We start from the raw sequence: 19,895 nt of genomic DNA on the forward strand, positions 1-19,895 counted from the left end.
CTCCAGCGTCAGCCCTTCACGGCGCCGGCCATCATCCCCGCGCCGAGGCGGCCCTGCACGAACAGGAACAGGATGACGACCGGTACCGAGATGAGCGTGGCGCCCGCCATGATGCCCGCCCAGTCCGTGGCCGAGAGCTCGCTGCTGAAGGTCTGCAGCCACAGCGGCAGCGTGGCGTTGCCCGGCTTCGTCATCACGACGAGGGCGAGCGTGTACTCGTTCCAGGCCTGGAGGAACGCGAAGACGGATGCCGTCACGATTCCGGGTCCGAGCAGGGGCAGGGTCACCCGCATGAACGCCCCGAACCGGCTGCACCCGTCGACCATCGCGGCCTCTTCGAGCTCGGCGGGGATGCCGTGGATGAACCCGCGCAGCAGCCACACCGTGAACGGGACGACCGTGCCGATGTAGAGCAGCGACAGGCCGCCGACCGTGTTGAGCAGGTGCCATCCGTCGAGCATGCGGAACTGCGAGATGAACAGCGCCTCGGTGGGGATCATCTGCACGATCAGCACGAGCAGGATGATGAGTCCGCCGCCTTTGAAGCGGAACCGGCTCACGGCGATGGCCGCGAAGAATCCGAACAGCACCGCGACGACGACCACGACCACGGTGACCGCTGCGCTCATGCCGAGCGCAGACCAGAAGCCGCTGTCGGCGAGGATCCCGGCGAAGCTGTCGAAGCTGAGCGGGAACGGGAAGAACCGCGGCGTGCGCGAGAAGAGCTCCTCGTTGTCGGAGAGGGCGGTGTTCACCATCCAGTAGATGGGGAACACCAGGAGGAACGCGGCGGCGACCGCGACGCCGTTCCAGGTGCGCCGCCGCGCGTCGTTGCGGCTGCCGATGGTGCGGCGTGAGCGCGGGGGCACGACCGCGGGGATGTCGGTCGTACGGGTCATGGTCGGGACGCTCATTCCGCGGCCTCCTTCTGCTGGGCGAACATCTTCGCGATGTACTTCCAGGTGAGCAGCAGGGTCAGGATCAGCACGATCGTCGCCAGTGCCGACGCATCGCCGTACTCGCCCTGGCCGATGCCGATCCGGTAGATGTAGGTGCCGAGGAGGTTGGTCTCCTCGATCGAGACGCCCGCCTGCTGCAGCACGTAGATCTGCGTGAAGACGCGCAGGTCCCACACGATCTGCAGGAGTCCGACGATCATGACCGCCGGTGTGATGAGCGGCATCGTGACGTGCCGGAAGCGCGTCCAGGGTCCCGCGCCGTCGAGCTCGGCGGCCTCCAGCACCTCGGTGGGCACCTGGGTCAACGCGGAGTAGATCATGAAGACGATGAGCGGCAGGCTTCCCCAGATCACGGTGATCGCAGCGATCGTGAACACGCCCATCGGGGTGGACGTCCACGGGAACCCGGCCATGTCGGGGAACCCGATGCGCGCGAGGATCCAGTTCACCAACCCGTAGCGGGCGTCGAACAGCCACTGCCAGATGACCATGGTCACCAGCGCCGGTGTGGCCCACACGAGCAGCAGCGTCACCTGCAGCGCGATGCGCGCCCAGCTGCTCACCTTGGTCAGCAGCAGGGCGATCAGCATCCCGATCACCATCGACAGCGAGGCGCACACGGCGCAGAAGAGCACGGAGCGGAAGAACACGACCCACATGTTCGGGTCGGTCAGGATCTTGCCGTAGTTGGCGAGTCCGACCCATTCCGGCTCTGCACCGAACTGCTGGGCGAGCCCGAACTTCTGCAGCGACATCAGGAACTGCTGCAGCAGCGGCCAGCCGAGGGCGATCAGCACCGCCACGAGGAGCGGGGTGATCAGCAGATACGGGAGCAGTGCCCCCCGCACGCGACGCGGGCGCGTGCGGGGGGCGGGCTGCTGCGGGGTCGCCTCGGGGGCGGCCTCGACATCGATCACGGGAGTGGACATCATCAGTCGGCGTTGAGGGTCTCTTCGATCTTCGCGCCGATGCGCGTGACCACGTCGTCGATGTCCTCGCCCTTGGCGATCGCCGAGTAGAGGTCGACCGGGATGTTGTTGCCCTCGACGATCGCCCAGTTCGGGGCGGCAGGGGTGAGGGCGCTCGTGTCGGCGATCTGCTGCTGCAGCTCGGCGTCGACGATGCCGTCGGGGATGGCGGACGCGTACTGCGTGTTGCCCGGTACCCATCCGGAGTCCTCGGCGAGCTGACTCATGAAGTCCTCGCTGAGGATGAGCTTCATGGCCTTCTTGGCGAGTTCCTGCTGCGAGGAGTTCGCCGCGATGCCCACGTTGGACCCGCCGAGGAACTGGTGGCTCTCGCCGCCCGCTTCGACGGGAGGCAGCGCCATCACGCCGGTGACCCCAGCGAGGTCCTCGGAGATGCTGTCCTGCGCGAAGACGCGGTACGAGAACATCGCGACCTCGCCGTTGTTGTACGGCACCCAGGGATTGCCGGCGGTCTCCTTGGCGTCGAGCGCACCGAGCGCCGAGTTCTGCCAGAGCGTCTGCATCTGCTCGAGCGCGGCCTTGGCCTCCGGGGTGTCGAGGCCGCTGACCCAGGCGCCGTCCTTCTCCTCGGCGTAGTTCGCACCGTGCGAGAACAGCCACCCCTCCAGCCCGTGCACATCGACGACCGGGAAGTAGATGCCCTTGAAGCCCTCGACGCCGTCGGGATTCGCCTGCTGCACCGTCGCGGCTGCCGCGACGAGGTCGTCGAGCGTCTCGGGGGCGGCGATGCCCGCCTTCTCGAGGAGGTCGGTGCGGTAGAACACGACGCTGGTTCCCGCATACAGCGGGTAGGCGTAGGTCTTGCCGTCGAGTGTCGCCTGGTCGACGAAGCTCGGGATCAGGTCGTCGCCGCCGACCTCGTCGTACAGGTCGGAGATGTCGGCGAGCGCTCCGACGTTCGCGAACGTCGCCGTCTTCGTGTTGCCGATCTCGACGATGTCCGGCGTCTCGGACTTGCTGGCGAGCGAGGTCTGGAGCCGGGAGACGATGTCGTCCCATGGCTGCATCTCGACGGTCAGGGTGGAGCCGGGGTTCTGGGCGGCGAACTCTTCTTCGAGCCACGCGACCGCATCGTCGGACACGGAATCCTGCATGAGCCACACGCGGAGGTCTCCGCTCTCGGCGTCGCCTCCTCCGTCGTTCCCTGCGCCGGAGCTGCAGCCGGTGACGGCCAGCACCGCGGCGAGTGAAGCGGCCGCTGCGATCAAGGTGCGTCTTGCCATTCTCGTTCCTCCATGGTCTTCCTCGACGGGCCCCGAGAGGCGCCCGATGAACGGGTGTTTCAACCGATTCTCACGCTAACGTGCAAACGGTTGCATTACAATAGCTTCTTCATTGAAGAGGGTGTAACGGTTATGTTTCTGTTTGATTACCAGGGCTAAATCGTTGGGTGCGCGACGCCGGGTGCGCGGAACCGCAGACGTTTTGGCGCAGCCCCTGCACCGCGTTGCACGGCTCAGACGGCGATTGCTGCGCCCTCGCGCGCCACCGTCTCGAGCACCGCGATCGGAGCGAGCAGCTGGGCGGTGGGGATGGGGGCGGCGCCGGTCGCGAGCATCCGCGCGAACGCATCGACGCCGGGTTGCACGTAGTCGGCGCCGAGCACGATGTCGCGGCTGACGACCCCGTGACCGCCGACCGCGGTCGCACGGAACGGCACCTGACCGTCGCCGTCCGGGCGGATGAACTCGAGCGTCACGAGCACCCCACCCACCCGGTATCGGGCCACGACTCCGCCGGGGAGACGCTGCACGTCGATGGCCTCTGGGTGACCGGGCACCAGCCGCTGCGCGACGTCGGCGATGTGGATGCCGTAGAAGAAGATGCCGCTGTACGGACTCGTGGCATCCGCCGGACCGGTCACGGTGACGGCCTGCAGCTCACCGATCGACGTCAGCCTCTCGGCGATCGCGTCGGTGTCGGCCACCCAGCGCAGCGCGGACGACGAGGTGAGCACCGTGCCGCCCCGCTCGGCCGCAGCGACCATCTCCCGCGCATCCGCGACGCTCGCCGCGAGCGGCTTGTCGACCCAGACGGGCGTACCCGCCTCGAGGAACGGCACCGCGTGCGCACGGTGGAGGGCGCCGTCACGCGAGGTGACGATCAGGGCGTCGACGCCGCCGAGCAGATCTCCCGACTCCGCGACGATCCGCTCCATGCCGCCGAGCTCCGCGAGCTCACGCGTGCGCTCAGCCTCGCCGGCGACGAGCGCCACCACACGCACCGGCACCGCGGCCGGACGCTCGACATTGAGGTAGCGGATGATCTCCTCGGCGTGGCTGTTCTCGATGCCGACGATCGCGACGTTCTTCGTTTCCATGTCTCTCATCCTCTTTCACTCATGGAGGTCGACCGGACGACCGGTGCGCGCCGATTCGTACACGGCGAGCACGACCTGCAGTGCCCGGCGTCCGTCGTCGGTGGTGATCGCGGGCCGGCTCCCCGAGCGGATCGCCCCCACCACGTCGACGTACTGCCGGCGATGCGCCACGTCGACGTCGAGCCAGCCGTCCGGCACATCGCGCTCGAGCAACGAGTCGGGCTCGGGCTGCGGTGCGGAGGCCGAGGCGAAGAAGGCCAGCCCTTCGTTCTCCATGACCGCCGTGCCCTGCGAGCCGTGCACCGCCAGGCGCACCGGGAGCCCGGGGTATGCGGCGGTGCTGGCGAGCAGCAGGCCGATCGCCCCGCTCTCGAACTCGATCGTGGCCCCGGCGACGTCTTCCACCTCGATGCCCTCGTGGGCGAGACGACCCGTTTTGGCGCTGACCGACACCGGCCTGCCGAGCATCCACAGCAGCAGATCCAGGGCGTGGATGCCCTGATTCATGAGGGCGCCGCCGCCGTCGATGGCAGCCGTGCCGCGCCAGTCGCCCGACTCGTAGTACTCCTGAGCGCGGAAGAAGGCGGACTCGACGACGCCGGACGTCACACGCCCGAGCGCACCCTCGTCGATCGAGCGACGGATGAACGAGGCCACGGGCTGGAACCGACGCTGGCTGATGACCGACACCGTACGACCGGTGGCGCGCTCGGCGGCCTGCACACGGTCGGCGGCGTCGAGCGTCACGTCGATCGGCTTCTCGACGATCACGTGCACGCCCGCTTCGAGGGCCTCGATCACCGCCGCCGCGTGGAACGCACTGGGAAGGCAGATCGCCGCGATGTCGATCTTCTCGGTGCGGTACGCCTCTGCCGCTGACGCATGGAACGGCACGCCGTACTGCTCGGCGAGCGCACGACCGCGGGACTCATCCACGTCGACGACCGCGGCGAGCACGCCGTCTTCGCCGAGGGTCGCGACCAGGCGCGCATGCACAGCGCCGATCACACCCGCTCCGACGATCGCGATGCGCAGCGGTTCGGTCATGGTGTCTCCTGTCGTGGGGGGGTGAGTGCCGGAGGTGTCGGCTCAGTCGGCGTCGCGCGACCAGGCGAGAGCCTCGCCGCCACGGTCCGCCGATGCCTGGGCGAGCAGGGCCAGCCTGGTCACGGCGATCGAGTCGCGGGTGCCGACCTCGGGAGTGCGTCCGGCGGCGAAGGCGTCGAGTGCTTCCTGCGCAGGACGCCGACCTTCCGGCAGATCGAGAACACGCATCGGCTGGTCACCCGTCGTCACCTCGACGCGTCCGCGAGCCCAGAAGATCTCGGCGGTGCCACGCGTGCCGACCAGGCGCAGGCGGTAGTCGCCGTGCACGTCGGACGCCTGGGGCGTCAGCCAGCTCACCTCGCTCGAGACCACGGCGGTCGGCGTGGTGAGCGTGGCGACGCCGTAGCGCGCGAACCCCTGCGTCGCATCGAGCGGTGCGGACACGGCGCCGCGGATCACCCCCTCATCGGCCGGCGCGAAGAGCAGCGCGGCATCGAGGTCATGCACCGACAGGTCTGTCAGGATGCCGCCGTACTGCGCGGGGTCGAAGAACCATGCGGGGCGCTGAGCGCGGTTGAGCTTGTGCGGCCCCGACGAGGTGATGCCGACGATGTCGCCGAGCTCCCCCGCCTCGACCACGGCGAGCGCGGCGAGGGTCTCGGGGTAGCCGCGCTTCTCGAGCAGCAGACTCACGGTGCGGTCGGCCTCCGCCGCGGCGGCCTCGATCTCGTCGAGCTCGGCCAGGGAGATGCACAGCGGCTTGTCGGCGAGCACATGTGCTCCGGCACGCAGGGCGGCGACGACGTCGGAGCCTCGCGCTCCGTAGACCCCGGCGATCACCGCGAGGTCGATGCCCTCGGCCAGCAGGTCGTCGGCGCGGTCGAACGCCGGCACGCCGAACCGCGCGGCGTGATGCTCGGCGACCGCAGGGTCGGGGTCGTGCACCCCGACGAGCACGAACCCGTCGCGGTCGGAGCGCGTCAACTCGTCTGGCACGTAGTCCACGTGCGGATGGGCGGCGCCGATGATCGCGATCCGAAGCATGGGCGACAGTGAATCATGCGACCGGTTGCACTGTCAACCGTCGATCAGGCTCTCCGCGTTCGAGCGGCCTCCGTCGTGGCCCGGATCACGAGGTGCGTGGCGATCGTCACGCGGGCGTCCGAGCGCTCGCCGCTGGAGAGGATGCCGAGCAGGAGTTCCGCCGCCGCGTCGCCCGCCGCCGCCGACGCCGCGGAGATCGTCGTGAGCGCCGGATGCGTGCCGGAGGCGAGGGTGTCGTCGCATCCGATCACGCTGATGTCGTGCGGGACCTCGATCCCCCGCAGCGCCAGCCCCGCCATCACGCCCTGCGCGACGACGTCGTCGAAGGCGATCACGGCGGTGGCCCCCGAGGCGAGGATGCCGCCGACGGCGTCGCGCCCTCCGGCCGAGCTGGGGCGGCCGAGCTCCTGCACGATGACGTCGAGCCCCGCCCGCTCGGCGGCCCTGGCCAGGGCCGCCCTGCGCTGCTGATCCGACCACGACTCCCGCGGCCCCGAGAGGTACACGACTCGGGTGTGACCGAGGCGGTGCAGGTGTGCGACCGCCTCGTCGAGCCCGCCGCTGGGATCTATCAGCACCCGGGCAAGGCCGTCGATGTCGCGGTTCACGAGCACGACCGGCCGAGCCGCATCGAGCTCGCGGATGCGCTCCTCGTCGAGTCGAGGGGAGGCCAGCACGAAGCCCTCGACCTGTGCGCTGAGGCGTGAGGTGAGATTGGCCTCGCGGTCGGCGATCTCGTCGGAGTCGCCGAGGAACACCGCGTACCCTGCCGCATCCGCCAGCGTCTGCACCCGCCGCACGAGCGGAGGGAAGAACGGGTTGGCGATGTCGGGCACGACGACGGCGACGTTGCCGAAGCGTCCGGTCGACAGCGCCCTGGCCGCGTGGTTCACGACATACCCGAGTTCGTCGGCCGCCGCCTTGACCCGTCGCACCGTCTCGGGGTTGAGCAGTTCCGGTCGGCTGAACGCACGAGACACCGTCGATCGCGAGACACCGGCCACGCGCGCGATGTCGCCGATCGTCACCGACGTCGACGTCGTCTTCCTGTTGTTGCCAGTCACGTCACACACACTAAGCCCGTGCACCGCGGCCGCGCGCGACCGGGACCCGGGTGCGCGCCGGGCGCCGGCCCCGGACGCGACAGGCGGATCCGGAATCGAGGCTTGACTTTGCAAGCGGTTGCATTACTCTTGCGAATCATGAGCACGACGACGTTCGCCCTGCACGCCCATCCCGACCGCACCGCGATGGGCGCCGCCGCCGCGCGATCGGCGGCGCGAACGCTGCGCGAAGCGGTGGCCGCCCGCGGCTCCGCACGGATGATCGCGGCAGCCGCCCCGAGCCAGCTCGACGTGTACCGCGCCCTCGCCGCGGAACCGGACGTGCCGTGGGACCGCGTCACGATCCTGCACATGGACGAGTACCTCGATCTGGACCCCGAGGCGCCGCAGCGCTTCGGCATCTGGCTCCGCACCCATCTGGTCGACATCGTGCACCCCGCCGCCTTCCACCCCATCCGCACCGAGCTCGGCACCCGGGCCGCGACCGACGAGTACGCCGCCCTGCTCGACGAAGGACCGATCGACCTCGTGTGCCTCGGCATCGGCGTCAACGGCCACATCGCGTTCAATGACCCGCCCGATGCCGACCTGAGCGACCCGTGCCCGGTGCGCACGGTGCAGCTCGACCTCGCCAGCCGTGTGCAGCAGGTCGACGACGAGTGCTTCGACACGCTCGACGCCGTGCCCACGCACGCGCTGACCCTGACGATCCCCGCCCTCATGAGCGGCGCCCACCTCGTGTGCGCGGTTCCGGATGCCCGCAAGGCCGAGGCGGTGCGGGCTCTGGTCGAAGAGCCGATCAACTCGCACTGGCCGTGCACCGTGCTGCGGCGTCACCCTCGTTGCGAGGTGCACGTCGACCGCGACGCGGCATCGCTGCTGCATCCGCTCCCCGCCGCCGCGCAGGCGGCGCGATGACGGCGCGGGCACTGCGAGGGCGCAACGCACTCGGCTCCGGAGGGCTGGAGGTCGTCGTCGAGCACGGCCGGATCAGCGCGCTCACGACGATCCCCGACCCCGGTGACGGGTCGCCGTGGATCGGCCCTGGGCTCGTGGACCTGCAGGTCAACGGACACCTCGACGGCGACGCCAACGCGGCGCACCCTGCACCCGAGCACATCGCCGCGATGGCGCGCTCGCTCGCACAGCACGGCGTCACCCGGTTCCTCCCGACCGTGATCACCGCATCTCCCGCCGACATGCTCGCGCGTATCAGGGCGATCGACGAGGCCGTGCGGGCGTCCACCGCGACCTCACGAGCGGTCGCCGGCATCCACGTCGAAGGGCCGAGCCTGTCGGACCAGGACGGACCCCGCGGCGTGCACCCGCTCGAGCACATCCGTCCACCGGCGATCGCCGAGCTGCAGTCCTGGCTCGACGCCGCACCGGGGCTCCTGCGCGTGGTGACCCTCTCCCCCCACCACCCCGGCTCCGCCGAGGCCACGCGCTTCCTCGTCGCGCACGGTGTCCGGGTCGCGGTCGGACACACCCACGCGACGGATGCCGAGATCGCCGCGGTGGTCGACGCCGGCGCCACGCTCTCCACGCACCTCGGCAACGGCGCGCACGCCGTGCTCCCCCGACACCCGAACTATCTCTGGGCGCAGCTCGCGGAGCCCCGGCTCGCGGCCGGGGTCATCGCCGACGGCCACCATCTGCCCGACAGCACGCTCGCGACCATGATCGCCGCGAAGCGCGACCACGGCATCTTCCTCGTCAGCGACGCCGTCGCCACTCCTGCGGCCCTGACCGAGGGCGGACGGTCGACGGTCGGCGGAGGCGTGCACCTCGCCGACGACGGCGCGCTGCGGCACGTGTCCACCGGATTCCTCGCCGGCTCCGTCCAGACGCTCGATGTCGGTGTCGCCACCGTCGCGCGTCTCACCGGATCTCTCGCGACCGCGGTGCGGCTCGCGAGCACGGCCCCCGCCGCCGTCCTCGACGACGGCCCGCACTGGACCCCGGGGGCGCGCGCCGACGTGCTGGTGTTCGACTGGGCCCCGGGTGATTCGGCGATCACTCCGCGCGAGGTCCTCCTCGCCGGAGACACCGCGACGACCGCCGCCGCCGATACGACCGCCACCGCAGGAGGCCACCGATGACCATCGACAAGGCCGAGGTGATCGTCACCAGCCCCGACCGGAACTTCGTCACCCTGAAGATCACGACCGCCGACGGCGTGACGGGCTTGGGCGACGCCACTCTCAACGGACGTGAGCTCGCCGTGGTGGCGTATCTGCGCGAGCACGTGGTGCCGCTGCTGATCGGCGCCGACGAGTCCCGCATCGAGGACACGTGGCAGTTCCTGTATCGGGGCGCGTACTGGCGACGTGGTCCGGTCACGATGGCGGCGATCGCCGCGGTCGACATGGCGCTGTGGGACATCAAGGGCAAGGTCGCGGGGATGCCGGTGTACCAACTGCTCGGCGGCGCGAGCCGGAACGGGCTGATGGCCTACGGGCATGCCTCGGGCAAGGAGCTCCCCGAGCTCTTCGACTCGATCCGCGCGCACCAGGAGCAGGGGTACAAGGCGATCAGGGTGCAGACCGGTGTGCCGACGCTCAAGGCCATCTACGGCATCGCCGCCCAGGGTGCGGATGTCGGCGACGCGAGCGTGCGCTACGACCACGAACCCGCCCGCCGCGGCGCGAAGCCGGTCGAAGAGGACTGGGACACCCGCGCTTACCTCACCCACCTCCCCGGGGTGTTCGAGGCGGTGCGCAACGAGTTCGGCCCCGACATCCCGCTGCTGCACGACGGCCACCACCGCATGACCCCGATCCAGGCCGCGCGGCTGGGCAAGGACCTCGAGCCGTACGACCTGTTCTGGCTCGAGGACTGCACCCCGGCAGAGAACCAGGAAGCCCTGCGGCTCGTGCGTCAGCACACCACCACCCCGCTCGCCATCGGGGAGATCTTCAACACGGTGTGGGACTTCAAGGACATCATCCGCGACCAGCTCATCGACTACGTGCGAGGCGCCGTCACCCACATGGGCGGCATCAGCGCGTTGAAGAAGACGCTCGACTACGCGGCGCTGTACCAGATCAAGTCGGGCATGCACGGACCCACCGACATCTCCCCGGTCGGCATGGCCGCCGCGATGCACCTCGGCCTGTCGATCCACAACTTCGGCATCCAGGAGTACATGCGACACGGCGCGCGCACCGACCAGGTCTTCCAGCAGTCGTTCACCTGGACCGACGGCTACCTGCACCCCGGCGACAAGCCCGGCCTCGGGGTCGAGCTCGACGTCGACGAGGCAGGGACCTACCCGTACGAGCAGGCATACCTCCCGTACAACCGCCTTCTCGACGGCACCGTCCACGACTGGTAGAGTCGGATCGACGAAGAAACAGTTGTCATAGCAACTGTTTCTTCGTACAGTGAGACCATGAACGGTCCTTCCGGAGCGACGGCCGGCGCGATGGTCTGGCGCCTGGCGAATCGATGGCGTACGGCCGTCGACCGCGCCGTGCGAGAGCACGGCCTCACGCACGCGACGTACGTGCTGCTCACCACGCTGCACTCCCTTTCCACCGACGCCGCCGGGTCGGTGGAAGCAGCCCCGAGCCAGCGGGAACTCGCCGCCGCCTCCGGCATCGAGACCGAGTACGTCTCCCGGCTGATCCGCGCGCTCGAGGCGGACGGCATGGTCCACCGCACCCGCGACGATCATGACTCCCGCATCGTGCGGTTGCGTCTCACCGCCCGCGCGTCGACGACGATCGGTCCGGCGATGCAGACGGTACAGGAGCTGCTGGAGAAGATGCTCAGCCCGCTCGGCGGGCGTGACACTGAAGCGGCCTCCGAGTTCGTCGTCACCCTCGGTGCGCTGCTCGCCGCCACCACGGACGAGGGAGAGCACCATGCCTGAACAGACCGTCCTCGACTCGAGCATGCACTTCATCGAACACACCCCCGACGGGGCGTCGGACCGAGAAGCGACGACGCCCATCGTCTTCCTCCACGGGAACCCGGCCTCCTCGCACGTGTGGCGCAACGTCCTTCCCGCAGTCGGACCCGGGAGACTCCTCGCGCCCGACCTCATCGGGATGGGTGCCTCCGGCAAGCCCGACCTGGCCTACTCGTTCGCCGATCACGCCCGATACCTGGATGCCTGGTTCGACGCCGTCCTCGGCGAACGACCCGCGGTGATCGTCGGGCACGATTGGGGAGGCGCTCTCGCGATCGACCGGGCGACCCGATTCCCCGAGAGAGTGCGCGGTGTCGCCGTGTTCGAAGCGGTCCTGCGCCCGCCGCGGCCGGAGCACCTGTCGGCGCAGGCCCGCGCGCGTCGAGAGCTCATCCTCTCGGCCGAGGGCGAGGCGATGTTCCTCGACACCGATGCGGCCATCCGTCAGGCCTTCACCGCCGGAGTGCTGACACCCGTGCCGCAAACAGACCTCGCCGCGTACCTCGCACCGTATGACTCGCGAGAGAGCCGTCGGCCGCTGCTGGCGTGGGCCCGGCAGCTGGCCGCCCCGCCCGCCGAGCTCATCGAACGGCTCGAGAACGCGGGCGCTCGGCTCGCGTCCGCGCACGACCTGCCTCTGCTCCTGCTGACGTTCGAGGGTTCTCCCACGCTGCTGATCGATGAGGGGGCGACCGCCTGGGCGCGCGGGCTGTTCGCCGGCCTCGAGATCAAGCACGTGGGCGCCGCCGGGCACCACGCCGCGGAGGATCGACCGGTCGAGATCGGGCACGCCGTCGGCCGCTGGCTGGACAGGCATGCGCTGCGCTGAATCGCCGTGCCCCGAACGGCGCCCACCCGTCGCCGTCTGACCCTTCGGCGCCGAGGATCCGAGCCCGGATGCGAGAGGACCGCGCAGTAGGCTGAACCCATCATGGACGAGTTCATCCGGGGCCTCGGCACCTTCGCGCAGAACTACTGGTGGCTCATCTTCCCCGTCATGGCGATGGCCGGTGGTATCGCGAAGTCGTGGGAGCGCAGTTCCAAGCGCCGCCACGAGCGCCGCCTGGAGACGCTCCGCATGAAAGCGCAGCTGAAGACCGCCGAGATCGAGGCGCGCGCGCTCACCCAGCAGTCCAAGCGCCGCGGGCCCTCGGTCGTCGACACCACGGCATCCGTCGTCCCTAACGACCTCGTCGCACGGCTTTTCGCCGAGCACGACGAGATCACCGCCCGCTGGCTCGACTACGAGCTCGACGTCGCGAAACTGATCGCCTTCCCCGCGATGAGCGACGGACGCCAGCCGTTGACCGCCGCGTTCCTGCGCGCCAAGAAGACCGCAGACGCCCTGCGCCCGGCATCCGCGGACGCGAAGGTGTCGGAGCAACAGATCACCGAGTACCTGCAGGCCGTTGGCGACTACGCGGTCGCTTTCGAGATCGCGGAGAAGGACGCCAGGCGCCTGCGCGACTCGACCTTCACGGGCCCGGAGCGCAAGCGACTCGAACGGGCGCAGCAACTGCTCAAGGTCGCGGTCGACGAGTCGGCGACACAGGCGGAGCGCAACGTCGCCTACAAGAGGGTGCGCGAAGAGCTCGACGGGCTCATCCTGCTCTCCGATGCCGCCGTCACCGTGCTCGAGAAGCAGGTCGCGCGGGAGCTGCCGGCGCAGGGCACCGCGTCTCCCGCATCCGACGCCGAGGCCGCCCGCGCCCCGGAGCCTGCTCCCGCCGCAGAGCCTGAGCGGATGCCGATCGTCGATCCGTTGCGCCCCGCACCGCCGCGCATGCAGCCCCGCGAAGAAGCATGACCCCGGACAACGTCACCGGTCCGGTCGCGCACCACGCCGAAGGACCCGTGTGGTGGGCGGGGTGGGGTGGGCTCCGCTGGGTCGACGGCGAGGCAGGAGACCTGCTCGCGCTGCGGCCCGACGGCGTGACCAGGCAGCACATCGACGACGAGTACCTGGCTTTCGCCCGGCCCCGCACCGGCGGCGGCCTCGTGGCGGTCGGCGCGCGCACCGTGTACCTGGCCGACGACGTTGACGGCGAGACCCATGCCGTCGCGACGCTGTTCGAGGACCCCCGGGTGCGCATGAACGACGGATGCTGCGACCCTCGCGGCCGCCTCCTCGCGGGATCGATGGCGTACGACGCGACTCCGGATGCGGGGAGCGTGCTGCGGATGGACCCCGACCTGGAGGTCTCGACCGTGCTGCCGCGGGCGACCGTGTCGAACGGGATCGGCTTCGCTCCGGACGGCCGACGCGCCTATTACGTCGACACCATGACCCACCGCGTCGACGTGTTCGACGTCGTCGAGGGAGATCTCCGCGGCCGCCGGTCGTTCGCCGTGATCCCGGAGGAGCAGGGTCTGCCGGACGGCCTCACCGTCGCGGCCGACGGGAGCGTGTGGGTCGCGCTGTGGGGAGGCGGCGCCGTGCACGGATACGACGCGTCCGGCCGGCAGATCGCGGCCATCGAGCTCCCAGTCCCCCAGGTGTCGGCGTGCACGTTCGGCGACGACGACCTCGGCACGCTCTACATCACCACCTCGGCACAGGGTCTGCCCGCCGACCACGGCACGGAGGCCGGATCGGTGTTCGCTGTGCGGCCGGGCGCACGCGGCATCCCGGTCACCCCGTTCGCCGGCTGACGCCCGCGGGTCTTCGCGCCGCACGACTCGCGGCCGACACAGGCGATCGCGCCAGAACAGGCCGCTTCGCAGCGATGTCGCCTGATCTCGCAGGAATGCCTGAGCCGGCGCGCCGCGACCACCGACGGCCTCTGCCCGGGACACGGTGCACTCAGCACAAGGAACCGTGCCCCGGACACAGGCCGCCGGGTGGGAGCGGTCAGCGCGCCGCGGCGAACGCCGGGTTGACGATCGGCACCGACTCGCCGGCAAGGTAGCGGATGATGTTGTCGGCCGCGTGCACCGGCAGATCCGCCAGTGCTTCGGGCGAGTACCAGGCGGCGTGCGGGGTGAGGAGCACCTGGTCGAGGTCGCGCAGCGGAGAATCGGCGGCGAGCGGCTCACCCGCGAACACGTCGAGGGCGGCAGCGCCCACGTGTCCGGCACGCAGCGAGGCGGCGAGCGCGTCCTCGTCGATGAGCGGACCACGGCAGGTGTTCACGACGACGGCGCCCTGCTTCATGGTCGCGAGCGCCTCGGCGTCGATCAGGTGCCTCGTGGCGTCGGTGAGCGGAACGTGGAGCGTCAGGATGTCGGCGCGCACCACGGCATCCGCGATCTCGACGGGCTCGCATCCTGCCGCACGCACGGCCTCGGGGGAGGCGTACGGGTCGGCGACGACGACGCGGAAGCCCAGCGCGCGACAGCCGCGGGCCACGATCGAGCCGATGCGGCCGAACCCGAGCACCGAGACGGTGGTCGTCGAGGGGCGCACCGCCATCGGGCGCGCGTCGACAGCCTTCCACGTGCCTCCGCGCACCGCACGGTCGTAGGCGGGGAGGCCGCGGGCCAGCGTCATGATCATGGCGATCGTGTGGGCGGCGACCTCTTCGATGCAGTAGCTCGGGGTGTTCGCGACGGCGATGCCGCGAGCGGTCGCCGCCTCGACGTCCACCATGTCGTAGCCGATGCCGACGCGGCTGATGATGCGGAGGTTCGGCATCCGGTCCATCACCTCACCGGTGATCTGCGCCCACTGGACGACGAGCCCCTGGGCGTCGGCTCCGCGGGCGGCGATGTCGTCGAGACTGCCGGATGCCGCACGGTCGGCGCGGAGTCCCGCCTGCCGGAGGGTGTCTTCGATGACGGTTCCTGGCAGGTCGCAGTCGCTGACGAGGATGAAGGGCTCGGTCATGACAGCGATGCTATAGCATCTAGCAAATGCGTGTACAGCATGGGAATCTTGCTATAGCATCGAGCACATGACTCGCCGCGCACTGATCACGGGTGCCAGTTCCGGTATCGGAACCGCCGCCGCCCTCGACCTCGCCCGCGAGGGCGTCTCCCTCTGGATCACGTACACGGGGCGCGAGGCCGAAGCCGCCCGCGTCGCCGAGGAGTGCCGCGAAGCCGGGGCGCCCGAGGTGCACGTCTCCCGCCTCGATCTGCGCGAGCGCGAGTCGATCGACGCCCTGATCGGCGAGATCACGACCACCTGGGGTTCGCTGCACGTGCTCGTCAACAACGGCGGCGTGTGCCCGTACACCGCGTACGACGACATCGACTTCGACGAGTGGGACATGGTCCTCGAGACCAACGCCCGCGGCACCTTCTTCCTCACCCGGGGTGCACTCCCCCTGCTCCGGGCCGCCGAGGGCGACCGCTCCGTGATCAACATCGCCTCGATCGCCGGTCAGGTCGGTGCGCTGCAGACGGGCATCCACTACGCCGCGAGCAAGGGGGCGATCCTCGCGATCACGCGCAGCTTCGCACGCCACCTCGCGGCGGAGGGCATCCGCGTCAACGCCGTCACCCCCGGTCCGGTCGCGAGCGCCATCACCGACCAGCTGCAGGGCGAGGGCCGCGCGAAGCTCGAGGCCGGGATCCCCCTCGGCGCGTTCGGCCAGCCGGCGGACGTCGCCTGGATCATCGCATCGCTCGCCTCGGAGCGCGCGCGCTTCATCACCGGAGCGACGTATGACGTCAACGGAGGAGTTCGCATTGACTGACCGCACCGTCTTCCACCGCACCGCTCTCGAGACCGTGCAGGCGCAGCTCGACGCCTTCAACGAGCACGACCTCGACGTCTTCGTCGCGACCTACGCGGAGGATGCCGTGATCACCGGCGTCGCACCCGAGCCCGTGGTCGGGTCGGCCGCGATCCGCGCGTTCTACGAGCCGCGGCTGCAGAATCCCGAGTTGTCGTGCGTCATCGACACGAGTGTGCTCTTCGGCGCGCGGTGGGTCGTCGCGCAGGAGCAGGTCATCAACGCGGGTGTGGCCACCGAGACCATCGCGACATTCGACGTCGTGGACGGCCTGATCGCGCGCGCCTCCATGCTCAAGGCCTGAGCCGAGGTCGGGGCGCTCACATCCTCCGGTGCACGTCTGCGCGGTGAGCGATACGCAGCACGTACACCGTCCGTGCGGGTTCGTCGACACGGACGACGACCCGGTACGCGATGCCGACATAGCCACTGCGCTGACCCGCGAGCTCGGCGCCGAGCGCTTTGGTCGTGCGCATCGGGTTCTCGGCCAGCGGTCCATCGAGAAAGCGAAGCACCGCGTCGGCGAGCTTCGGCTCCAGTCGTTGCAGAGCTCGCACGGCGGGTCCGGTGAGCTGGACGTCGTAGGGTCCCGACGTCACCGGCGGCCCAGCTGGTCGCGGACCTCGGCAAGGCTCAGCGTGCGTCCCGCAGCGATGTCCGCATCGGCTTCCGCCACCTCATCGCGATGATGCGGATCCTGGAGCAGCGCGAGGGTCTCCTGCAGCGCCTCCAGGTCGTCGACGCTGAGCATCACGACCGCGGGGCGTCCGTGGCGCGTGATCGTCACCGCCTCGTGTGTGGTGTCGATCGACTCCACCAGCTGCGAGAACCTGTCCTTCGCTTCACTGACCGACACTGATTGCATGACCATGATTTTAGGCTAAAGTCTGGCGTGATTTATGGCCAGTATTCTGGCCTGAAGCTCACTCGTGCTCGGGCAGGAGGGGCGACGACCACCCCGGGTCGCGTCCGAGCTGAGCCGCACGCGACACGGAGGTGGCGCCGTAGCGGTCGCGCAGGGTGTCGAGGACGGTGTCGAGGCGCGCCTCGTCACCCCAGTCGATCGGCAGTTCGGGCTGCACGTTCCCGACGCGGTCGAGCTGCGTCAGTGAGAAGCCGATCAGCGTGATGCCGCGCGCGGCGATCTCGGGCTGCGCGGCGTCGAGCAGGGCACGCGCCACGGCGAGCACGACGGCGGTGCGGTCGGTCGGCGCTCGAAGCGTGCGCGAGCGGGTGGCCCTCGTGAAGTCGCCGAAACGCAGACGCAGCACGACCGTGCGGCAGACGCGGCCGCCGTCGCGGAGCCGTCGAGCGAGCCGGTCGACGATCTGGGTGAGGATGAGGTCGAGTTCTTCTGCCGAGCGGGTACGGCTGCCGAGCGCGCGCTGCGACCCGATGGATCCGCGTCGCCGGGTGGTGTCGACCGGCCGAGGATCCCGCAGCCGAGCAAGCGCGTGCACGTGGGCGCCCGTCGCCTTGCCCAGCATCCGCTCGGCGGTCGCGGCCTCGAGTTCGGCGAGCTCGCCGACCGTACGGATGCCGTAGCGGTGCAGTTTCTCGGCCGTCACCGCACCCACGCCCCAGAGCCGTTCGACGGGAAGGGGAAGGAGGAACTGCTCCTCGCGGTCGGGCTCGACGACCAGGAGTCCGTCGGGTTTGCTCACCGCGCTGGCGACCTTGGCGAGGAACTTGGTGCGAGCGACCCCGACCGAGATCGCCAGCCCCGCCTCCGCCCGCACCCGTTCGCGCAATCGCACCGCGATCTCGTGCGGAGTGCCGGCGATCCGCCGCAGACCGCCGACCTCGAGGAAGGCCTCGTCGATCGACAGCCCTTCGACGAGCGGTGTCGTGTCTCGGAAGATCGCGAACACGTCTTTACTTGCGGCCGAGTAGGCCTCCATCCGCGGCGGGACGACGATCGCGTCGGGGCACAGCTCCCGCGCCTGTCGACCGCCCATCGCCGTGCGGACCCCGCGCGCCTTCGCCTCGTAGCTCGCGGCGAGCACGACGCCTCCGCCCACGATGACCGGTCGACCGCGCAGCTCGGGGGCGTCACGCTGCTCGACCGACGCGTAGAACGCATCGAGGTCGGCGTGCAGCACCGTGGCTTCCCCACGCATCCGTTCTCCCGTCGACGTGCGGATCGTCGCACGGACCGGGGACATCGGGATCCGCCGAGTGCGGTGTCCGTGCCCGCAGGTATGGTCGGCGCGTGCCGGAACCGGTGATGCAGTGGTGGGCGCGACGGCAGTTCTCCCGCGGTCGCGCTGTTCCGTATGAGGTGGGCACGTATCGTGCGGGCTGGGCGGCGTACCCAGAACTGATCCGCCAGTACCACCCCGAGCTCAACCACGGGATCGCGCTGTCGCAGGTCCCACTCGCGGCCGACGTGCTGCTGTGCTGGGAGTGCCCGCTCGGGCACCGATTCGCCGCCACCCCGACGGAGCAGCGCGAACGCCCGGGGCAGGTGCGCCGCCGCTCGGCGTGGTGCCCGGACTGCTCCGCGCTCGCCCGTCCGCAGCCGGTCGTGCTCGGCGAAGCACGGGCCCTGCCCCGGAAGCCCCGCCGCCCCGCACCGGAGCTCTGCACCAAGACCCCCGACCTGCCCACCGGGACCGCGTTCGTGAGCGCGTGCGCGCCGCGCCCCGCCTCAGCGGCGGAGGGTCGACTCCGGGCCGCCCTCGCGGCGCGGATCGCGTTCGACACGGCCGTGAACGCGGTGAAGGTGTCTCGACCGTTCTTCCGCCACACCGAGGTGTGGCCCGACATCGTGTTCCCGGAGCTCAGGGTGGCGCTCGAGTACGACACGGTCGGCCGCCACGGCCTGGAGCACGTCGGCAAGCGGCAAGACGCCGACCTGCGGAAGGACCGCGCCCTCCGCGCCGCCGGGTGGGAGGTCATCCGCGTCCGCACCGGGAAGCTCGAACCCCTCGGGCCGCATGACCTCGCGCTCTCCTCGACCGGCGCAGCGAGCATCACGCGCATCATTGAGGAGCTGCGCACCATCCGTGGCCCGCTCCTCGTCGACGCGTACCTGCGGTGAGACCTCCTCCGGAGGCCTCCCGAGGTCGCGGCAGGTCTCAGTCGGGCTTCTTCGCCAGGGGCACGCCGTAGTCGACCATGAACCCGCCGTCGACGTAGAGCGTCTGGCCGTTCATGTAGCGCGACTGGTCGGAGACGAGGAAGCTCACGGCGGCGGCGATCTCACTCGCCTCGGCCAGGCGCTTCGCGGGGATGCGGGAGAGGATCGTGTCGAGGCTGAGGGTTCCCGCCTCGACACCCTGACGGAAGACGCCCGTGTCGACATAGCCGGGCGCGACCGCGTTGACTCGCACTCCACGGGACGCCCACTCCGCACCTGCCGTCGAGGTCAGTCCGATCACGGCGGCCTTGGTCGTGGCATAGGGCGCGCGCCCCGCGGAGCCACGAGAGGAGATCGACGAGATGTTCACGATGCGCCCATCGCCGCGCTCCAGCATCCGCTTGCCCGCCGCCTGCAGCGCTGCGAACACCCCGTGCAGGTTCACATCAACCACGGCGGACCACTCGTCCCACGTCAGGTCTTCGATGCCGCGGTGGCGCTGGATGCCCGCGTTGTTGACGAGCACCTCGATCGGACCGAGCTCCGCCTCGATCTCGCCGAACACCCGGTCGACGCCGGCGTGGTCGGTCACGTCGAGCTCGCGCCACAGGATGCCGGCGGCGTTGCCACCCGCGGTGAGTCCTGGCACGCGGTCGGCGGCGACGACGCGGTAGCCGTCGGCGGCGAGGCGCTGACCGATCTCCCAGCCGATGCCGGCGGAGCCTCCGGTGACGATGGCGACGGGCGCGGTCATTGCTCTCCTCAGGGTTCGGAATTTTGCTATAGCAAGTCTAG

Annotated in this window: 22 protein-coding genes; 10 read left to right on the top strand and 12 right to left on the bottom strand. The window is 70.1% G+C overall.

The annotated features are described in order from the left end of the window. Positions 1 to 8: 8 nt before the first annotated feature. The 7 genes from AB0E56_RS01830 to AB0E56_RS01860 form a co-directional block, all read right to left on the bottom strand. Positions 9 to 914 (bottom strand): carbohydrate ABC transporter permease, encoded by a 906-nt coding sequence (locus AB0E56_RS01830; RefSeq protein WP_359796370.1) that lies wholly within the window; start codon positions 912 to 914, stop codon positions 9 to 11. After that, on the bottom strand, positions 911 to 1,891 hold the full coding sequence (locus tag AB0E56_RS01835) for a sugar ABC transporter permease (protein ID WP_244632306.1): 981 nt from the start codon (positions 1,889 to 1,891) through the stop codon (positions 911 to 913). The genes AB0E56_RS01830 and AB0E56_RS01835 overlap by 4 nt, the downstream gene beginning before the upstream one ends. Beyond that, positions 1,891 to 3,171 carry an extracellular solute-binding protein gene (locus tag AB0E56_RS01840; RefSeq protein ID WP_359796371.1) on the bottom strand — a complete coding sequence of 427 codons (1,281 nt, stop codon included), beginning with the start codon at positions 3,169 to 3,171 and terminating at the stop codon, positions 1,891 to 1,893. Before AB0E56_RS01840 ends, AB0E56_RS01835 begins: the two co-directional genes overlap by 1 nt. Before the next feature lie 233 nt (positions 3,172 to 3,404). Continuing rightward, complete coding sequence (locus tag AB0E56_RS01845) at positions 3,405 to 4,268, bottom strand: Gfo/Idh/MocA family oxidoreductase (RefSeq protein WP_359796372.1); 864 nt, start codon at positions 4,266 to 4,268, stop codon at positions 3,405 to 3,407. 15 nt (positions 4,269 to 4,283) lie between these two features. Then, positions 4,284 to 5,315: a Gfo/Idh/MocA family oxidoreductase gene (locus tag AB0E56_RS01850; protein ID WP_359796373.1), complete on the bottom strand. Its 1,032-nt coding sequence runs from the start codon at positions 5,313 to 5,315 to the stop codon at positions 4,284 to 4,286. Positions 5,316 to 5,357: 42 nt separating this feature from the next. After that, entirely contained in the window at positions 5,358 to 6,359 is a 1,002-nt protein-coding gene (locus AB0E56_RS01855; protein ID WP_359796374.1) for a Gfo/Idh/MocA family oxidoreductase, read from the bottom strand. A gap of 44 nt (positions 6,360 to 6,403) precedes the next feature. Then, positions 6,404 to 7,423 carry a LacI family DNA-binding transcriptional regulator gene (locus AB0E56_RS01860; protein WP_359796375.1) on the bottom strand — a complete coding sequence of 340 codons (1,020 nt, stop codon included), beginning with the start codon at positions 7,421 to 7,423 and terminating at the stop codon, positions 6,404 to 6,406. Between the two features lie 138 nt (positions 7,424 to 7,561). Here AB0E56_RS01860 and AB0E56_RS01865 point away from each other — a divergent pair, with 138 nt between their 5' ends. The 7 genes from AB0E56_RS01865 to AB0E56_RS01895 all read left to right on the top strand — a co-directional run bounded on the left by AB0E56_RS01865 (position 7,562) and on the right by AB0E56_RS01895 (position 13,991). After that, on the top strand, positions 7,562 to 8,341 hold the full coding sequence (locus tag AB0E56_RS01865) for a 6-phosphogluconolactonase (RefSeq protein WP_359796376.1): 780 nt from the start codon (positions 7,562 to 7,564) through the stop codon (positions 8,339 to 8,341). Beyond that, positions 8,338 to 9,525: an amidohydrolase family protein gene (locus tag AB0E56_RS01870; RefSeq protein ID WP_359796377.1), complete on the top strand. Its 1,188-nt coding sequence runs from the start codon at positions 8,338 to 8,340 to the stop codon at positions 9,523 to 9,525. Before AB0E56_RS01865 ends, AB0E56_RS01870 begins: the two co-directional genes overlap by 4 nt. Then, positions 9,522 to 10,760, top strand: a complete 1,239-nt coding sequence (gene manD, locus AB0E56_RS01875; RefSeq protein ID WP_359796378.1) for a D-mannonate dehydratase ManD — start codon at positions 9,522 to 9,524, stop codon at positions 10,758 to 10,760. The genes AB0E56_RS01870 and manD overlap by 4 nt, the downstream gene beginning before the upstream one ends. Before the next feature lie 57 nt (positions 10,761 to 10,817). Then, positions 10,818 to 11,300, top strand: a complete 483-nt coding sequence (locus tag AB0E56_RS01880) for a MarR family transcriptional regulator (protein WP_359796379.1) — start codon at positions 10,818 to 10,820, stop codon at positions 11,298 to 11,300. Continuing rightward, the gene (locus tag AB0E56_RS01885; protein ID WP_359796380.1) at positions 11,293 to 12,168 is read left to right on the top strand and encodes a haloalkane dehalogenase; all 876 of its coding nucleotides are present in this window, start codon (positions 11,293 to 11,295) and stop codon (positions 12,166 to 12,168) included. The genes AB0E56_RS01880 and AB0E56_RS01885 overlap by 8 nt, the downstream gene beginning before the upstream one ends. Before the next feature lie 102 nt (positions 12,169 to 12,270). Beyond that, the gene (locus AB0E56_RS01890; RefSeq protein WP_359796381.1) at positions 12,271 to 13,146 is read left to right on the top strand and encodes a hypothetical protein; all 876 of its coding nucleotides are present in this window, start codon (positions 12,271 to 12,273) and stop codon (positions 13,144 to 13,146) included. After that, positions 13,143 to 13,991 (top strand): SMP-30/gluconolactonase/LRE family protein, encoded by an 849-nt coding sequence (locus AB0E56_RS01895; RefSeq protein WP_359796382.1) that lies wholly within the window; start codon positions 13,143 to 13,145, stop codon positions 13,989 to 13,991. Before AB0E56_RS01890 ends, AB0E56_RS01895 begins: the two co-directional genes overlap by 4 nt. Positions 13,992 to 14,190: 199 nt before the next feature. Here AB0E56_RS01895 and AB0E56_RS01900 read toward each other — a convergent pair whose 3' ends face one another. Continuing rightward, the gene (locus tag AB0E56_RS01900) at positions 14,191 to 15,165 is read right to left on the bottom strand and encodes a C-terminal binding protein (protein WP_359796383.1); all 975 of its coding nucleotides are present in this window, start codon (positions 15,163 to 15,165) and stop codon (positions 14,191 to 14,193) included. 67 nt (positions 15,166 to 15,232) lie between these two features. Here AB0E56_RS01900 and AB0E56_RS01905 point away from each other — a divergent pair, with 67 nt between their 5' ends. Together AB0E56_RS01905 and AB0E56_RS01910 are read left to right on the top strand one after the other, a co-directional pair. Next, positions 15,233 to 15,979, top strand: a complete 747-nt coding sequence (locus tag AB0E56_RS01905; protein ID WP_359796384.1) for an SDR family oxidoreductase — start codon at positions 15,233 to 15,235, stop codon at positions 15,977 to 15,979. Further along, positions 15,972 to 16,322, top strand: a complete 351-nt coding sequence (locus AB0E56_RS01910; protein WP_359796385.1) for a nuclear transport factor 2 family protein — start codon at positions 15,972 to 15,974, stop codon at positions 16,320 to 16,322. The genes AB0E56_RS01905 and AB0E56_RS01910 overlap by 8 nt, the downstream gene beginning before the upstream one ends. 16 nt (positions 16,323 to 16,338) lie before the next feature. Here AB0E56_RS01910 and AB0E56_RS01915 read toward each other — a convergent pair whose 3' ends face one another. The 3 genes from AB0E56_RS01915 to dinB are packed head-to-tail and all read right to left on the bottom strand — an operon-like array spanning position 16,339 to position 18,138. Continuing rightward, a complete protein-coding gene (locus tag AB0E56_RS01915; RefSeq protein WP_359796386.1) occupies positions 16,339 to 16,617 on the bottom strand; it encodes a type II toxin-antitoxin system RelE/ParE family toxin in 279 nt (92 codons plus the stop codon). Further along, a complete protein-coding gene (locus tag AB0E56_RS01920; protein ID WP_359796387.1) occupies positions 16,614 to 16,889 on the bottom strand; it encodes a type II toxin-antitoxin system Phd/YefM family antitoxin in 276 nt (91 codons plus the stop codon). Before AB0E56_RS01920 ends, AB0E56_RS01915 begins: the two co-directional genes overlap by 4 nt. Positions 16,890 to 16,941: 52 nt before the next feature. Next, complete coding sequence (gene dinB / locus AB0E56_RS01925; protein WP_359798251.1) at positions 16,942 to 18,138, bottom strand: DNA polymerase IV; 1,197 nt, start codon at positions 18,136 to 18,138, stop codon at positions 16,942 to 16,944. A gap of 92 nt (positions 18,139 to 18,230) precedes the next feature. Here dinB and AB0E56_RS01930 point away from each other — a divergent pair, with 92 nt between their 5' ends. Beyond that, the gene (locus AB0E56_RS01930; protein ID WP_359796388.1) at positions 18,231 to 19,061 is read left to right on the top strand and encodes a zinc-ribbon domain-containing protein; all 831 of its coding nucleotides are present in this window, start codon (positions 18,231 to 18,233) and stop codon (positions 19,059 to 19,061) included. Positions 19,062 to 19,098: 37 nt separating this feature from the next. On the opposite strand, the gene AB0E56_RS01935 is transcribed toward AB0E56_RS01930, so the two are convergent. Continuing rightward, on the bottom strand, positions 19,099 to 19,854 hold the full coding sequence (locus AB0E56_RS01935) for an SDR family oxidoreductase (protein WP_359796389.1): 756 nt from the start codon (positions 19,852 to 19,854) through the stop codon (positions 19,099 to 19,101). Positions 19,855 to 19,895 lie beyond the last annotated feature (41 nt).

The organism is Microbacterium sp. NPDC028030, from assembly GCF_040637855.1.
Lineage (GTDB): Bacteria > Actinomycetota > Actinomycetes > Actinomycetales > Microbacteriaceae > Microbacterium.

Coding starts and splice junctions, on each gene's coding strand:
- AB0E56_RS01830 (WP_359796370.1), bottom strand. CDS start 914: ATGAGCGTCCCGACCATGACCCGTACGACCGACATCCCCGCGGTCGTG.
- AB0E56_RS01835 (WP_244632306.1), bottom strand. CDS start 1,891: ATGATGTCCACTCCCGTGATCGATGTCGAGGCCGCCCCCGAGGCGACC.
- AB0E56_RS01840 (WP_359796371.1), bottom strand. CDS start 3,171: ATGGCAAGACGCACCTTGATCGCAGCGGCCGCTTCACTCGCCGCGGTG.
- AB0E56_RS01845 (WP_359796372.1), bottom strand. CDS start 4,268: ATGGAAACGAAGAACGTCGCGATCGTCGGCATCGAGAACAGCCACGCC.
- AB0E56_RS01850 (WP_359796373.1), bottom strand. CDS start 5,315: ATGACCGAACCGCTGCGCATCGCGATCGTCGGAGCGGGTGTGATCGGC.
- AB0E56_RS01855 (WP_359796374.1), bottom strand. CDS start 6,359: ATGCTTCGGATCGCGATCATCGGCGCCGCCCATCCGCACGTGGACTAC.
- AB0E56_RS01865 (WP_359796376.1), top strand. CDS start 7,562: ATGAGCACGACGACGTTCGCCCTGCACGCCCATCCCGACCGCACCGCG.
- AB0E56_RS01870 (WP_359796377.1), top strand. CDS start 8,338: ATGACGGCGCGGGCACTGCGAGGGCGCAACGCACTCGGCTCCGGAGGG.
- manD (WP_359796378.1), top strand. CDS start 9,522: ATGACCATCGACAAGGCCGAGGTGATCGTCACCAGCCCCGACCGGAAC.
- AB0E56_RS01880 (WP_359796379.1), top strand. CDS start 10,818: ATGAACGGTCCTTCCGGAGCGACGGCCGGCGCGATGGTCTGGCGCCTG.
- AB0E56_RS01885 (WP_359796380.1), top strand. CDS start 11,293: ATGCCTGAACAGACCGTCCTCGACTCGAGCATGCACTTCATCGAACAC.
- AB0E56_RS01890 (WP_359796381.1), top strand. CDS start 12,271: ATGGACGAGTTCATCCGGGGCCTCGGCACCTTCGCGCAGAACTACTGG.
- AB0E56_RS01895 (WP_359796382.1), top strand. CDS start 13,143: ATGACCCCGGACAACGTCACCGGTCCGGTCGCGCACCACGCCGAAGGA.
- AB0E56_RS01900 (WP_359796383.1), bottom strand. CDS start 15,165: ATGACCGAGCCCTTCATCCTCGTCAGCGACTGCGACCTGCCAGGAACC.
- AB0E56_RS01905 (WP_359796384.1), top strand. CDS start 15,233: ATGACTCGCCGCGCACTGATCACGGGTGCCAGTTCCGGTATCGGAACC.
- AB0E56_RS01920 (WP_359796387.1), bottom strand. CDS start 16,889: ATGGTCATGCAATCAGTGTCGGTCAGTGAAGCGAAGGACAGGTTCTCG.
- dinB (WP_359798251.1), bottom strand. CDS start 18,138: ATGCGTGGGGAAGCCACGGTGCTGCACGCCGACCTCGATGCGTTCTAC.
- AB0E56_RS01935 (WP_359796389.1), bottom strand. CDS start 19,854: ATGACCGCGCCCGTCGCCATCGTCACCGGAGGCTCCGCCGGCATCGGC.